Origin of the sequence: Corynebacterium sp. ED61, assembly GCF_015233855.1 — a bacterium.
GTDB lineage: Bacteria > Actinomycetota > Actinomycetes > Mycobacteriales > Mycobacteriaceae > Corynebacterium > Corynebacterium dentalis.
Genome location: NZ_JADGIT010000004.1, coordinates 202,390 through 216,637, shown reverse-complemented (window position 1 = coordinate 216,637; position 14,248 = coordinate 202,390). Strand labels below are relative to the sequence as shown.

Annotated in this window: 11 protein-coding genes; 1 reads left to right on the top strand and 10 read right to left on the bottom strand. The window is 61.0% G+C overall.

Annotated features, from left to right (window positions below; translation table 11 throughout):
* Positions 1-416: 416 nt before the first annotated feature.
* Positions 417-2,180 carry an AMP-binding protein gene (locus IM764_RS06410; RefSeq protein ID WP_194187325.1) on the top strand — a complete coding sequence of 588 codons (1,764 nt, stop codon included), beginning with the start codon at positions 417-419 and terminating at the stop codon, positions 2,178-2,180.
* Between the two features lie 7 nt (positions 2,181-2,187).
* Here IM764_RS06410 and IM764_RS06405 read toward each other — a convergent pair whose 3' ends face one another.
* From IM764_RS06405 to panC, 10 genes are all read right to left on the bottom strand, one after another.
* Complete coding sequence (locus IM764_RS06405; protein ID WP_194187324.1) at positions 2,188-3,627, bottom strand: Y4yA family PLP-dependent enzyme; 1,440 nt, start codon at positions 3,625-3,627, stop codon at positions 2,188-2,190.
* Between the two features lie 16 nt (positions 3,628-3,643).
* Positions 3,644-5,167 (bottom strand): FAD/NAD(P)-binding protein, encoded by a 1,524-nt coding sequence (locus IM764_RS06400; protein WP_194187323.1) that lies wholly within the window; start codon positions 5,165-5,167, stop codon positions 3,644-3,646.
* Positions 5,155-6,189, bottom strand: coding sequence for a pyridoxal-phosphate dependent enzyme (locus tag IM764_RS06395; protein ID WP_099298105.1), 1,035 nt, complete (start codon positions 6,187-6,189; stop codon positions 5,155-5,157). Before IM764_RS06395 ends, IM764_RS06400 begins: the two co-directional genes overlap by 13 nt.
* Before the next feature lie 96 nt (positions 6,190-6,285).
* Positions 6,286-7,497, bottom strand: a complete 1,212-nt coding sequence (locus tag IM764_RS06390) for an acyl-CoA dehydrogenase family protein (RefSeq protein ID WP_099298106.1) — start codon at positions 7,495-7,497, stop codon at positions 6,286-6,288.
* 51 nt (positions 7,498-7,548) lie between these two features.
* Positions 7,549-8,967, bottom strand: a complete 1,419-nt coding sequence (locus IM764_RS06385; protein ID WP_194187322.1) for an acyl-CoA dehydrogenase family protein — start codon at positions 8,965-8,967, stop codon at positions 7,549-7,551.
* A gap of 291 nt (positions 8,968-9,258) precedes the next feature.
* Positions 9,259-10,881 carry a lysine--tRNA ligase gene (lysS, locus tag IM764_RS06380; protein ID WP_194187321.1) on the bottom strand — a complete coding sequence of 541 codons (1,623 nt, stop codon included), beginning with the start codon at positions 10,879-10,881 and terminating at the stop codon, positions 9,259-9,261.
* Positions 10,882-10,950: 69 nt separating this feature from the next.
* Positions 10,951-12,156 carry a globin domain-containing protein gene (locus tag IM764_RS06375; protein WP_194187320.1) on the bottom strand — a complete coding sequence of 402 codons (1,206 nt, stop codon included), beginning with the start codon at positions 12,154-12,156 and terminating at the stop codon, positions 10,951-10,953.
* A gap of 57 nt (positions 12,157-12,213) precedes the next feature.
* On the bottom strand, positions 12,214-12,696 hold the full coding sequence (locus tag IM764_RS06370; RefSeq protein WP_194187319.1) for an Rrf2 family transcriptional regulator: 483 nt from the start codon (positions 12,694-12,696) through the stop codon (positions 12,214-12,216).
* A gap of 102 nt (positions 12,697-12,798) precedes the next feature.
* Positions 12,799-13,224 carry an aspartate 1-decarboxylase gene (gene panD, locus IM764_RS06365; RefSeq protein WP_194187318.1) on the bottom strand — a complete coding sequence of 142 codons (426 nt, stop codon included), beginning with the start codon at positions 13,222-13,224 and terminating at the stop codon, positions 12,799-12,801.
* A 56-nt stretch (positions 13,225-13,280) separates the two neighbouring features.
* Positions 13,281-14,243, bottom strand: coding sequence for a pantoate--beta-alanine ligase (gene panC / locus IM764_RS06360; protein WP_194187317.1), 963 nt, complete (start codon positions 14,241-14,243; stop codon positions 13,281-13,283).
* Positions 14,244-14,248: the final 5 nt, after the last annotated feature.

Genomic DNA, 14,248 nt, shown 5'->3' with positions numbered 1-14,248 from the left:
TTCTGCTGCTTTTGGGTGTGGATCCCCACCCTAGTGCGAAGCCAGGACACCTCATAGGCGCTTTGGGTCCTTGGGTTGCGGGTTCTTCTTTTTCGACGCCTCTTCCCCCTCCAGGCGCTTGAGTTACCGCAGGTAGATAGCCATTTCTTCGCATCACCGAGGCAGTGTACGCCTTCAGCGAACAGCCCGATTTTCGGTGCATTTTCGGCGCACTCCTGCTCGCTATTGCCAGCAGCTCCCCTATAAATTCTCCCCGGGCTGCACATTTTGAACCAATTACCTAACGGAAACTATTTTTCATCGTTAGGCTGGAATAATACTTAGGGCCATAACACTACTTTGGTAGCTTTTCGTTGGTCTTGCAAAGTCGCTCACATTCCTAATGACCATCCGTTCATCTGCCACAAGGAAATCCATTGAGTAATCCACCCCAGTCCCCCGCTCTTTCTCCCAAGCAACTGGCCGGTAGCACCGGAACGCTGGCAAAGGGACTGTTGCCACTGTTCCGCTCGGGCGTGCTCGGCCCCATCAACCCGCTGGCTCTGGGCAAGGTCGGCAAGGGCGTAGCGCAGTGGCGTTTCCTGCCCACCGGACTGCTGGCCATCGCCGCAGCACGGGATCCTTTCCACACCGCCATCGTCGATGACGGCGGATCCATCACCTATCAGGAGCTGCATGATCAGGTAAATAACCTGACCCGCGCCCTGTTCCGCTCCGGCGTGCGCGAGCGCATGCGCATCGGCGTGCTCTCCCGCAACCACCGCGGTCTCATCATGGCGCTGTGCGCCCACGGCCGCTTGGGCACGGACATCGTCCTATTCAACACCGGCGCCTCCGCCGAGCAGACCCGCGCGGTACTCAAGGAACAGAAGATCGACATCCTGTTCATCGACGAGGAATTCATCCCACTGCTCCCCAGTGATTTCGAGCAGTGCCCCGTGATCGTGGCCTGGGAATTCGGCGATACTGGCGCCTTTACCCGCGAGCAGGAGGCAGCGCTGAAGCCTGCGTCGAACATTCAAGACGCGATTGACAGCGGCAACTACGCCACCCGGCGCGAAGAGTGGGCCAGCCTGCACCAGGTGCTGCGCACGGCTCCGGCCAGCCAGGACTTCCCCAAGTTCCCACGCATGGGGCGCACCATCATCCTGACCTCAGGCACCACTGGTACGCCGAAGGGTGCGCGTCGTCCGGAGCCAAAGTCCTACATGCCGGCTTCCAGCATCATGAGCCGTATTCCGCTGCGTCATCACCGCCCGGTTTTCCTGGTCGCGCCAATGTTCCACACCTGGGGTTTCGCGCAGATTCAGCTCGCGCTTGCCCTGCGTAACACCATGATTTTGCAGCGCAAGTTTGAGCCGGAAGCAGCGCTGAAGCTCATCGAGAAGACTCGCCCCTACGCCATCGCCATCGTGCCGACGATGCTCAATCGCCTGCTGCGCGTCACCCCGGACAACTTCGATTCCGGCGTGAAGGTCATTGCCACCTCTGGCGAGGCGCTGCCTCCGAAGGTGCTGGAGCAGACCTTTGAGAAGTTCGGCGATGTCCTCTACAACCTCTACGGATCCACCGAGGTCAGCTGGGCATCTATCGCTCGTCCGGAAGAGATGAAGAAGCACCCGCGCACCGCGGGCAAGCCGCCGATGGCCACCACGCTCAAGATTCTTGACGACGATGGAAACGAGCTGCCAGATGAGGAAATCGGTCGCATCTTCGTGAAGAACAACATGCTATTCGAGGGCTACACCCGTCCCGGCACCGATAAGGAAATCATCGACGGCATGGTGGCCACCGGCGACCTCGGCTACTACAAGGACGGATTGCTGTTCATCTCCGGACGTGGTGACGACATGATCGTCTCCGGCGGCGAGAACGTCTACCCGCAGGAAACCGAAGACGTCATCAACGCCTTTGATGAGGTGGAAGAATCCGCTGTTCGTGGCGTGGAAGACGAGCAGTTCGCGCAGGCTCTGTGCGCCTGGGTTGTACTGCAGGGCCGCTCCGCCGATGACATCTCCGAGGAAGAGAAGAACGAGTTCATCGAGAAGGCTAAGTCCGCCACCAAGCAGAAGCTGGCCCGCCACAATGTGCCGCGCTACTTCGTGTTCTTGGACAAGCTGCCACGCAACGCCGTGGGCAAGGTGGTTCCTCGCGAGTTGCCGCAGCCAGATGCCCAGTAGCGTCTAGTCAGTTAGCTCCATCGATCGCGTCCTGGAAAAACTCCAGGGCGCTTTCCTGTTTGCACACCACGTTGTTGGCCAGCGGAATCTGGTGCGAGGCGCTCTCCAAGATGTGCATGAAGTAGCCCGCAGTATTGGGGATCGCCACGCAGTCCCCGGGTGCCACGCCCTCGGGGAAGGTGAGCCTGCGCCAGATGATGACTTCGTCCTCAATGCAATAGGCGCCCACCAGATAGCACGCGCGGCCCCGGTTGCTTTTGCGCACATCCTCAGCGTCATCAGCGCCTTCGGCAGCGCGAGCGGTGGGCACCACCAGCGGATCCAGCAGGATATCGTCCGAAGTGGTCTTGCACTGCGTGCGGTTCATCTCTAGCCCTGCCAAGTCCACGCCGTCACTGCGCTTCTTCACGAAAGCCACCCGCGCGAGGATCACTCCGCCACCGTCCAGCAGGCTCCGCCCCGGCTCCAGGTGCAGCGCTAGTTCCCTACTGTTCAGAGCATCTGCCGCGTTCCCGTACCCTGGAATGTCCCCGTCGAGAAGCTCCTCCAACCAGGCTCCCCGCGTAGGTGTCTGATGGAACGGATACGTAGTAGCCAGTGGGTTGTCTTTCCACGTGCGCAGCTGCGTGGGCTTTCCCTCCACGGCGAGCTGTCGCTGCTTCGTGAACTCCTCCCATTCGTCCGCGCTGTCCAAGTAGCTCATGGGCACGCCACCACCGAGGTCGATGAACGTCGGCCGTTGCCCTTGTTCGCGCAGCTCGTCGATGACCTCTAGGCAATCTGCGAGCACTGCCCGACGGTCCGATTCGGCGTATCCGTGCAGGTGAGCGTGCACGCCCACCACGTCCACATGCTCTTTTTCCTTTCCGACGCTACCTCGAATCCATTCCTGTGCCACCTCACCGAAGCGTGTGGGCGGCAGCCGCTGCGGATCCGGAGCGATTCGCGGAGCCACCTGAGCTCGCACATTCTGCCCCTCCGCGTTCAAGGCGACTGTGTGCGCAGCAATTCTGTCAAGCTCTGACAGAGAATCCGTGGAGATCGTCACTCCTTGTGCGATAGCGAATTGCAACAGTGCATCGGGCTTGATCGCCGCGCTGAGAATGATCCGCTGCGGCTCCACACCCATCCCCAGCACCTGCCGCAGCTCGCACTCGCTAGCCACATCGATGCCGTGCCCCGCATCCCTCGCGGCCTCCACGAAGCCCAGTGCCTTGTTCGCTTTCCGCGCAAAAAACACACGCACGTCCACCCCTCGCGATACGCCCGCATCCACCAGCTCTGCAGCATTGCGAGGCAACACGGCAGGAAACACCACGTTCACCGGCGAGGCGTACTGCTCCATCAGCGCGGCACACTGCTGCGGATCGGCGAGAAGCTCGGTCATCCACGGCTCAAGCCGAGCGGTCAAGGGTGGCTGCCCACGGGTGGGAAGTGGCTTAGTCATGTGTTGTGGACCTTTCTCAATTCACGTGGTGGCGTAAGGAATCCGCCCAGGCGGGGATGGTGGAATGCAACGTTCTGCTGAGTGTATCCAGCCCCAAGACAGTGTCCTCCGCATCCCGCCCCACCACGGCTAGGCCACGCTGCCCGGGTACGGATGCGTCCGGGTTCACGTCCAGTCCGCGCGCGGATCCATCGGCGCCGCGCCGGATGCGCGCATAGCCGCGCTGCACCAATTGCTCAGCCAGGCTGCCGGAAACCACGCCGGGTGGCGGGATCACGGCATCGATCACGCCGTGGACATCTTGGGATTCAGCGGAATCTGGGGTGAGCCAGGCGTCGAGAATCCAAGGCTTGCCCATCCACTCCACCCGCACCAGGCCTGCTTCAATGACCGCCAACAAGATCTCCGCAGTCTCCGCCGGCGGACCAAAAGCCACGCGTTCGAGGGTACGGGCCAGCGTGCCGAAGCCGGGGAGATCGTCGCGGCCCGCGAAGCTCGCGCGCGCAACAATGTGCGGGTAGAGGCGCCGCCAGGCCTCACCGATTGCCCAGGCCGCGCCCGGTGGTCGTTGTCCATTGGCGACGTCAATGCTCACCCGCAGCTCCGCCACCGGATCGCCAGTTGCATCTTCGCCGGTCAGGACGCTGTACAGCTCGGCGCGGTCCGTCTCCACCCCTGCGGCCTGCAGGAAATCTGCCGCAGCATCAGCCAGCACGTCCTCGAGCTCCGCGAGAGTCGTGCAGCGCTCGATGTATTGGCCGTATTCGGGGAGCGCGGGCAGGGCGATTCCATCCAGAGCGGTGCCCGGTACGGCTTTGACCTCCATGAACCGTCCAGAGCGATTGACCGGATTCAGGATCGGTTCACGCCCGCTGGGGGTATACGTTCCCGCAGCGTATAAACCGCCGCGGCCGAGGGTGGCGGCCAGCATCACGTCGATAAACGTCAGCGCGGCCCCGCGCACGCCGATAGTCCCGCCGTCTGGAACCTGCCAAAGCTCCTTAAAAACCCGCGAACCCTGCAATGCTCCCTGCCACGCTTGAGCATGACCAACGGTCACGAGGACATAGTCGTAGAGTTCGTAAGCTTGATCGGCTTCCGGGTAGGCTGCGGAGATTTTCCACTGCTCTTGCCGCGTATCGTCGGCACGGCGAATATCCGTGACGTGCTTGCGGACGTGCCGTATTCGGACGGTCGGTGGTGCATGGCTGACTTGCCATGCCCAGGCATCGCCGAGATACGCCCCCACGACGCGACGCGGAGGAAAGTGCCCCGGATCCAGGGGCAATCCTGCCTTCCGCTTGGAATCGCGCCATTCCACGAAACTCCCCATGGCCGTGGTGATGCCCTCGGCACGCAAGTTCATCAGCCAATACGCGGGCTGATCAGTGCGATATACCCGGCCTGCCCCACAGGTGAGTTCTGGTTCCCACACATCAATGTCCAACGCAGGAAGTTCCTCCGCCCGCGCCGCGAGCTCCTCGATCGCCCACAGTGCACGCGGCCCTCCCCCGATGATCGCGAGCCTTAGTGCGCCCACTGCTGCACCCTCCGCTCGCACTCGGCGGGATCCATCTTCAGGTTGTCTTCCACCCAGGCATCGTCGTAGACGGTCTCTAAGTAGGCAGGTCCGGAATCGTGAAGGATCACCACCACGGTGGCACCCGTGCCTAGCTCTTGTTCCAGCTGGTCGGCGATCTGCCCCAGCGCAGCGATGACCGCCCCTCCCGAGGCTCCGGGAAGAATAGATTCGGCACGAGTCAGCGCCCGCGCTCCGATTACCGCCTGCTCGTCGGGGACACGAATGATGCGGTCAGGGGTGACGTCGGACGAAAGATCCGGAACCGCACCGGCACCGTAACCGGGGAGCATGCGCGGCCCGCGCGTGCCGCCGAACAACACCGAACCTGCGGCGTCTACACCGATGACCTGCGTGGACGCGCCGATCCTGCGGACATGCTGCAAACAACCGCCAATGGTTCCCGTAGTGCTCATAGCCACCAGCACCGCCGCAGGTGCGCCTCCTAGCTGTGCCACGATCTCGCTCATAGTGCCGTGATCGTGAGCATCGAAGGCCGCGCGACTGGAATACTGATCCAAATTGATCGTGCGGGGATCCGCTGCCACCAGCTCCGCGACGCGCTTGCGCCGAGCAACCAACCAATCGCCGGTCTCTGCATCCGGCTCGGCCACGATGTCGATGGTGGCTCCCAGTGCGCGCATCGTCGCCAAGGTGGTGCGGTTGGCCCGAGGATCCACCACGCAGGTGAACGTCCATCCACGGCACGCGGCTTGGCGGGCCAGCGCCACACCCAGATTGCCGGAGCTGGATTCCACCAGGTGCACGTCCGGAGAATCCGGAATGAGCCCGTTCTGTACAGCCTGCTCGATGAGCGCTTTGGCCGTGCGATCCTTGGCCGATCCCCCGGGATTGAACTGCTCTAGCTTGGCCACGATGCGCAAAGAGCTGGCTGGCAGGAGGTTGCCTAAATCAACCAACGGAGTGTTCCCCGTGAGTTCGAGGAAGTCCGTGGCGATGGGCGATTCTGGGCTGAAGGTCATGATTGTCTAGCTTAGTCGCGAAATTTGCATAACGAACGAAGAAGCCGCCCGGAGTGATTTCGGACGGCTTGTACGTGTATGAACGCTAGGAAGTAATTACTTCAGCTGCGCGGAGGACAAGCCCAGCTCACGGCGTGCCACGATGAGCTGCTGAATCTGCTGGGTGCCTTCGAAGATGTCGAGGATCTTAGAATCGCGTGCCCACTTCTCCAGCAGGTCGCGCTCGGAATAACCGTAAGCGCCTGCCAGCTCCACTGTGCGTAGGGTCAGGTCGGTAGCCATGCGACCAGCCTTTGCCTTGCACTCGGAAGCTTCCTTGGAGTTAGGCAGCTTGTTGTCTGCCATCCATGCTGCACGCATGGTCATCAGGTAAGAAGCCTCCCAGTCGGACTCGAGGCGAACGTACTCAGCGGCGGCAGCAGACTGTGCCCATGCTGGAGCGTCGTAGTCGATCTCGATGCCTGCGTCGGTGAGGATCTCGCGGAGCTTCTCCAGGGAAGCGCGAGCCACACCCACGGCCATAGCGGCAACCATTGGACGGGTGTTGTCGAAGGTCGCCATCACTCCGCCGAAGCCCTTCTTGGTGTCCACCTCTGGGGAACCGAGCAGGTTCTCCTTAGGGATGCGCACGTTGTCCAGGATGAAGTGAGCTGTGTCGGAGGAGCGGATGCCTAGCTTGTGCTCCAGGCGAACCAGTTCGAAGCCTGGCGTATCGCGCGGAACCACGAAGGACTTGATAGCTGCGCGGCCAGCGTCCTTGTCCACGGACGCCCACACAACCACGTGGGTGCAGCGCTCGCCGGCGGTGACAAAGATCTTCTCCCCGTTGAGGACGTACTCGTCGCCGTCCAGCTTTGCGGTTGCAGCAACGGCTGCGGAGTCAGAGCCGAACTGAGGCTCAGTGATGGCCATGGAAGCCCAGATCTTGCCGAATCGCTCGAGCTGCTCGTCGGTGGCCACAGCTGCAACAGCTGCGTTGCCCAACCCCTGGTAAGGGATGGACAGGGTCAAGCCAACGTCACCCCAGCAGGTCTCAAGGACGTTGAGGACGGCGGCCATGTTGCCGCCGTTCTTGACGCCTTCCCGCTGCTTCTTGTTGGCATCAGCGCGGCCGCCGGAAGCGCCGGCCATGGACTGACCTGCATCGGCCATACCCTCAACGAGGGATGCCATGGTGTCCAGCTCCACTGGGCGCTCGTGCTCAGCCAGGTCGTACTTGCGAGAGATTGGGCGGAAGATTTCGGAGGCAGCCTGGTGCGCCTGGTTGACTCCCGCCTTCAGACGCTTGGGAAGTTCCAGATTAATCATGAATGTTTCCTCTTAACGGATCGTCTTTGTGAATTGACTTGATGTGGCGGGTTAGAGAACCACGACGCCCTCTGCGATGCCAATGGCACGCAGATCGCGGTACCAGCGTTCAACTGGGTGCTCCTTGGTGAAGCCGTGTCCACCGAGCAGCTGCACGCCGTCGAGGCCGAAGATCATGCCCTTGTCGGATGCGTAGCGGCGAGCAAGTGCTGCTTCGCGGTGGTAGGACAGACCCTGGTCCAGGCGGGAAACGCCGCGGAGCAGGAGTAAGCGCAGGCCGTCGAGCTCGATGCGGATGTTGGCAACCATGAAGGCCACTGCCTGTCGGTGAGAGATTGGCTCGCCGAAGGCTTCGCGTTCGTTGACGTACTTCTTGGTGTATTCCAGCACTGCTTCGCCGGTGCCGACTGCCAGTGCAGCCCAGCCCAGACGGGAGCGGCGGATGATCTCTGCGTACTGCTCGGTGCGGTCTTCGTCGGAAACCTCGGTGCCACCCAGCAGGTTGGCAGCAGGAATGCGCACGTCCTTGAGCAGCAGGCGACCCAGTGCGGCGCCACGCAGACCCATGGATGGGTCAGCTTCCACAACCACGCCTTCGGTATCGGACTCGACGATGGCGAAGGTGTTCACGCCGTCCAGCTCCACTGCGACGACGAACAGCTCTGCTGCGCCGGCGTTTGGAACCATGGTCTTGACACCGTTGATGACGATGGAATCACCATCGCGCTTGGCAGAGGTCTGCAGCACGAATGGGTCGAACAGTGGGCGTGCCTCGGAGACAACCACTGCTGCGGGTGGAACGGACTCGCCTGCGAAGGATGGCAGGTAGGTCTTCTGCTGTGCATCGTCACCGTAGTTGGTGATGACGTTTGCCACGCCGGCTGGTGCCAGGATGGCCACGGCCAAGCCCATGTCGCCGTAGGACAGAGCCTCGGCGATCAGCGCGCCGGTGGTGGCGCCGGAAGCGGTGGCGATACCTTCGTACTCTTCAGGAAGGTTAACCAGTGCGACACCCAGCTCTGCAGCGGTGTCCAGCAGGCCTTCAGCAGGCTCGGACTTCTCGTTGCACTCGGAAGCCACTGGGCGCAGGCGCTCTTCAGCGAACTCGCGCACGGCCTCGACGATCATCTGCTGATCTTCGGTTGGGTTCAGGTCGAACGGAGCGCGACCTGGCTTTGGTGCCTCGGTGGTCGTTGGCTCGTTGTTCTCGTCAGTGGTCTGGGAAGGCAGGCGCACTGGCTTGCCGGAGCCCTTGATCTTCTTGAACTGACGGTTCACGGCACCGAGGGTGCGCATGCCGGTCTTCGTGGATTCGTACGCCACGCGATCAACCTTGGGTCCCAAGCCGTACTTATCGGCCAGTTCGGATCCGGTAAAGCGAGTGAGGTAACGCATTGCGGTTCCGATTGCGTCCCGCTTGATGCCATTCAGGCCGGGAGTCGAATCGTTCCGTCGATTACGGTCGCTCATGCTGTGCGGCCACCTTTCAATGGTTCTTCTCTTTGTACTGTTGGAGCAGTGAGTATTACCCACGCAACCGAAAGTACGGCTACGCGAATACATATGTCGTTAGCATAAACCAGTTTAGACCCGCTGATAAGCCAAAACTGCCTTTGGATTTCCTTCAAGAGCAATAAAACCCCACTGAACAGACGGTTTCACCTAGGGCAGGGGGATAAATGTGGGGTGCTGCAAAGTTGATCCCAAAGTGTGATGCGCGCTACTTAACGCGCGACACCACACTCAGAGGTCAATCGCGCGTTAGCTTTCGCGCTCAGGGCGCACCATGGGGAACAAAATCGTCTCGCGGATACCCAACCCGGTCAGCGCCATGAGCAAGCGATCGATGCCCATACCCGTGCCGGAAGTCGGTGGCATGCCCTGCTCCATGGCGGCGAGGAAGTCTTCATCCAGCACCATGGCTTCGTCATCGCCGCCCGCGGCCAAGCGAGCCTGATCCTCGAAGCGAGCGCGCTGAATGACAGGGTCGATCAGCTCGGAGTACCCGGTAGCCAGCTCGAATCCACGAACGTAGAGGTCCCACTTCTCAGTCACGCCCTCCTTGGAGCGGTGATCGCGAGTCAGCGGCGAGGTCTCCACGGGGAAGTCACGGACAAAAACCGGCCCATCCAGCTGGTCTTCGCAGAGCAGCTCCCAGATCTCTTCGACGAGCTTGCCGTGTCTCCAGCCGCCCTTGGCAGGAACGCTCAGCCCGATTTCCGCGGCGATAGCCTTGAGCTCCTCCACTGTCGATTCCGTAGTAATTTCCGGCTGACCTGGGAACTTGCGCTGCAGAGCCTCGTTGAGCGAGGGGTACATTTCCATGGTCTTCCACTCGCCGCCGAGGTCATACTCCGTGCCATCCACCAAAGTCACCGTGGTGGAACCGAAAACGTCCTTGGCGATGTACTGGATCATGTCCTGGTGCAGCTTCGCGCCGTCGTCGTACGTGCCATAGGCCTGGTAGGTCTCCAGCATCGCGAACTCGGGGCTGTGTGAAGAATCCACGCCCTCGTTGCGGAAGTTACGGTTGACCTCGAAGACTCGGTCGATGCCGCCCACCACACAGCGCTTGAGATAAAGCTCCGGCGCGATACGCAGGTACAGATCGATGTCCAGCGCGTTGGAGTGAGTCTCGAACGGACGCGCCGCAGCACCGCCGTGGAGAGTCTGCAGCATCGGGGTTTCCACCTCGAGGAACCCGCGGGTCTCCAGGAAATTGCGCAGTGATCGCATGACCTTGATGCGGGTCATTGCATTGTTCCGGGCCTGCTCGCGCATGATCAGGTCCGTGTAGCGGTGGCGGATGCGCGTGTCCTCAGACATTTCCTTGTGCGCCACGGGCAGCGGACGCAAGGACTTGGAGGTCATGAACCAGCGCTGCGCCATCACGGACAGCTCGCCGCGCTTAGAGGAGATCACTCGACCTTCGACGAACACCATGTCGCCCAGGTCCACGTCCGCCTTCCAGGACGCCAGCGCGTCCTCGCCCACCTCAGCCAGCGAGAGCATGACCTGCAACGCAGTGCCATCGCCATCCTGCAGCGTCGCGAATGCGAGCTTGCCGGTGTTGCGGATAAACATCACGCGACCGGCCACACCCACAACCGTGTCGGTCTCTTCCCCGGGTGCCAGTTCGATGAGTGCATCGTTTTTCCTTTCGACGCCTACCTCATCTACATCCGCAGCATTCTCCGATTCTTCAGGCTTAACCACGGCCCAACCTGCGCGGATCTCCGCGAGGGTGTGAGTCCGGGGCACCTCGACGGGATACGCATCGCGCCCGGATTCGAGGATCCGGTCACGCTTTTCTCGGCGGATGCGCAGCTGTTCCGGCAGGTCGTTTGCAGAATCATTGCTGGGGTTCTGGGATGCATCAGTCACGGTAGTCAAGGATACTGCATCACTAGACACCCTCGAACCCCGCCGTGACTATGCCTATCAGACCCTCGGCTAGCTGACGAGCCAGTCGTTCGGGCTGAACAGTTCAAAGTGGATGCTGGTAGGAACCAGCGTTTCCTTGTTCTTTTCCAGCTGATCGCGGATGTCCTGCAGGAAGCCGTTGCCTCCGCACAGGTACCACTGGGCACCTGCGGGCACCTGGCCGTCCTTGTTCATCTGGCTGAGATCGAACATCTCGTTGTTATCGCGGTAGGCAGTGATGTGAGTGGCACTGCCATTTTCTGCCAGAGCAGCAACGAGATTATCCGTGGCATCGCGCTGAGCGTAATCTTCAGCGGTAGCGTCGGCATGAAGAACAACAACATCCCGCCCGGCCTGGTCCTTGTTGGCGACCAGATGGGCCAACATGCCGGTCATCGGGGTGGAACCGATTCCCTGGCTGACCAGTACGAGAGGCGCGGTGTTCTCGTCCAAGACGAGATCGCCGGCGGGGAGGGTGGCGTCCACGGTATCGCCAACGTTGACGCGCTCCAGCAGAAAGTTCGAGACCTCGCCATCTTGCTGCACGGCGATGGAGAACGTCTCTGCATCCGTGGCGATCAGGGAGTACTGACGGAGCTGGCGGGCGCCGTCGTCCAACTTGACGCCAATGGAGGTGTACTGGCCGGGAAGCGCCTCATCAAAGCCCTGACCAGCGAAGGTGTACTGAGTGACGCGGCTGCTCAGCTGGGTCTTTTCCTTCAATTCCGCCTTGATGAACACGTCGCCGGCGTCCACACCGGCGGAAGCGTAGAGATCCTTTTCGAAGTCGATGAGGACCTTGGCCATGAGCCAGTAAACCTCATCCCAGGCTCCGGCGACCTCAGGCGTGACTGCATCGCCGAGGACCTCCACGATTGCGGCGAAGAGGTTGTCATGGACGATCTGGTACTGATCTTCAGTGATGCCCAGCGAAACGTGCTTGTGGCCGATGCGGGAAAGCATTTCTACGGGATCAGGGGCGTTTTCATCGACGAGCATGGCCGCGAACGTGGCGATGGAGGCAGCGAGAGCCTTCTGTTGCTCGCCGGAGCGCTGGTTGCCGCGGTTGAAGGTATCCGCGATGAGCTCGGGGTGGTTGGTGAACATCTTGTTGTAGAAGATCGGGGTGATGTTGTTGATGTTCGCGCCAATGACAGGCAGGGTTTGGCGGATAATCTCCGCGTTGGACTCAGACAGTGCAGTGCGGTTGGTGTTCGGAGCGTCCTGAATGAACATGTGGTTCGTCTCTTCCGGGGTCAGCACCGCTCGCGCGTGAGGTACGGGGCTAGTTGTCTAGCTGGTTCGCACCTTCGGCAGGCCGAGAGGAGCAGAGGAACCGTGGGTGTCCTCAGAGTTAGGTTGCGCTGCCACACGTGTGACGCGAACCAGATCCTCGATGGTGTCACCATCTAATTCCACGAAGAAGGCCTCGCGCGCTGCCGCCAACCGATGGCGCAACGCACAGTTTCGGAAAGCCAGCGGACACGGCTTATTGCCTTCACAGTCCACTACTTCCCCAGGGCCTTCCAGTTCTCTGAGGATCTGCCCCACGCTTGCCCCACGGGCAGTGTCCGGCAGATACACCCCACCATTTCTTCCGCGAACGGAAGTCACCATGCCCATGTCCACCAGCTTGGCGATCACTCGCGCAAGGTGGTTGTCCGAAGCGTTGGTGGCCTGTGCCAATGCAGAGATCGTGAGACGCTGCCCTTCCGGCAGATCTCCCAAGATCATCATGGACCGAAGTCCAAGATCAGCAAAGGTGGTCAGGTGCATGGTTTAAGCCTAAGTCTCAGAGATTAAAGATGTAAGTCATATACACCTTTAATTTGGGTGAGTTGCATCACTTCGAAAGGTGCAGGTTAATTAACGCTCACACTAGTCTTCAGAATCGTCCGGATGGCGAGGATTCAGCAATCCAGATCCCTCTGGCGCATGCGCAGGATCTTCCCCGGATTCCAGCTGCTTGTTGTCCTCATCCACGAAGATCACGTGCGGATGATAATTCTTGAGATCCTCCGCCGTGAACTGCGCGTAACCAATGATGATCACCAAGTCACCCGGGCTGATCAAGCGTGCAGCCGCGCCGTTAATGCCGATCACTCCGGTACCACGGTCACCCGCGATGACGTAAGTGGTCAGGCGGCTGCCGTTGTTGATATCGACGATGTCGATCTGCTCTCCCTCGAGCAGATCAGCGGCATCCAACAAGTCAGCGTCAATGGTGCAGGACCCCACATAGTGGAGGTCTGCTTGAGTGACGGTGGCTCGGTGGATCTTGGATTTCAGCATGGTGCGCAACACGTCGCCATACCTTACCCTGCAAGTCGCGAACGGGAAATTCCAGCCAGGAGCCGCGCCTAGCCCTCGCCCTCGCCCTCAATATTCTTAAACCCAATCCCCAACGGCAGGTTCACGTTGTCAATGAGCCGAGTGCTCCCCACACGCGCCGCCACCAGCAACCGTGCATCCCCCATCTCCGGCGGCTCGCCCAGGTCAGCACCACGCAGTTCTAGGTAGTCCAGCTCAATCTCCGGCACCGATTCAATGATCTCTCGCGCCGTAGAAAGCACCTTCTCCGCTCCGCCCTCAGCCACAAAAGCACCCGCCGTTAGCGCCGCGGACAGCGTCAATGCGAGCTCCCGGTCTGCCTCCGACAAATACTGGTTCCGCGAACTCAGCGCCAACCCGTCCTGCTGCCGCACAATCGGCACGCCATGAACGGTCACTCCCATGTTGAGGTCATTGACCATCTGCTGAATGACCATCAGCTGCTGGTAGTCCTTCTCCCCGAAGTAGGCGTGATCGCAGTGCGTGATCTGGAACAACTTATTCACCACGGTCAGCACGCCAGCAAAATGCGTCGGACGGAAAGCGCCCTCCAAGATCGCACCGATCGCACCCGGTTGCACGGTGGTGCGCGGGCCGTTGGGGTACATCTCGCGGGCGTTGGGTGCGAACACCGCGTCCACGCTTGCGGCGCGCAATTTTTCGACGTCAGCCTCCAGCGTCCTGGGGTAAGCGTCCAGGTCCTCACCTTCGGCGAACTGCAGCGGGTTCACGAAGATGCTCACCACCACCACGGCACGCGGCATGCGCTGAGCTGCCTTAACCAGGGAAAGGTGGCCTTCGTGCAGCGCACCCATGGTCGGCACCAGTGCCACCGGGCGGCCTACTTTGCGCATGGCGCGGGTGAGGGTGCCGATCTCCTCGATGGTGTTGAACACCGTGGCTTGCCCGGGCGTGAACGAGCCCTGGTCAGAGCCTCGGTCTGCGCCCAGCTCGGGGGTTGAATCTTGCTTCGCCGACTGCGTATTTCCCATGCCGG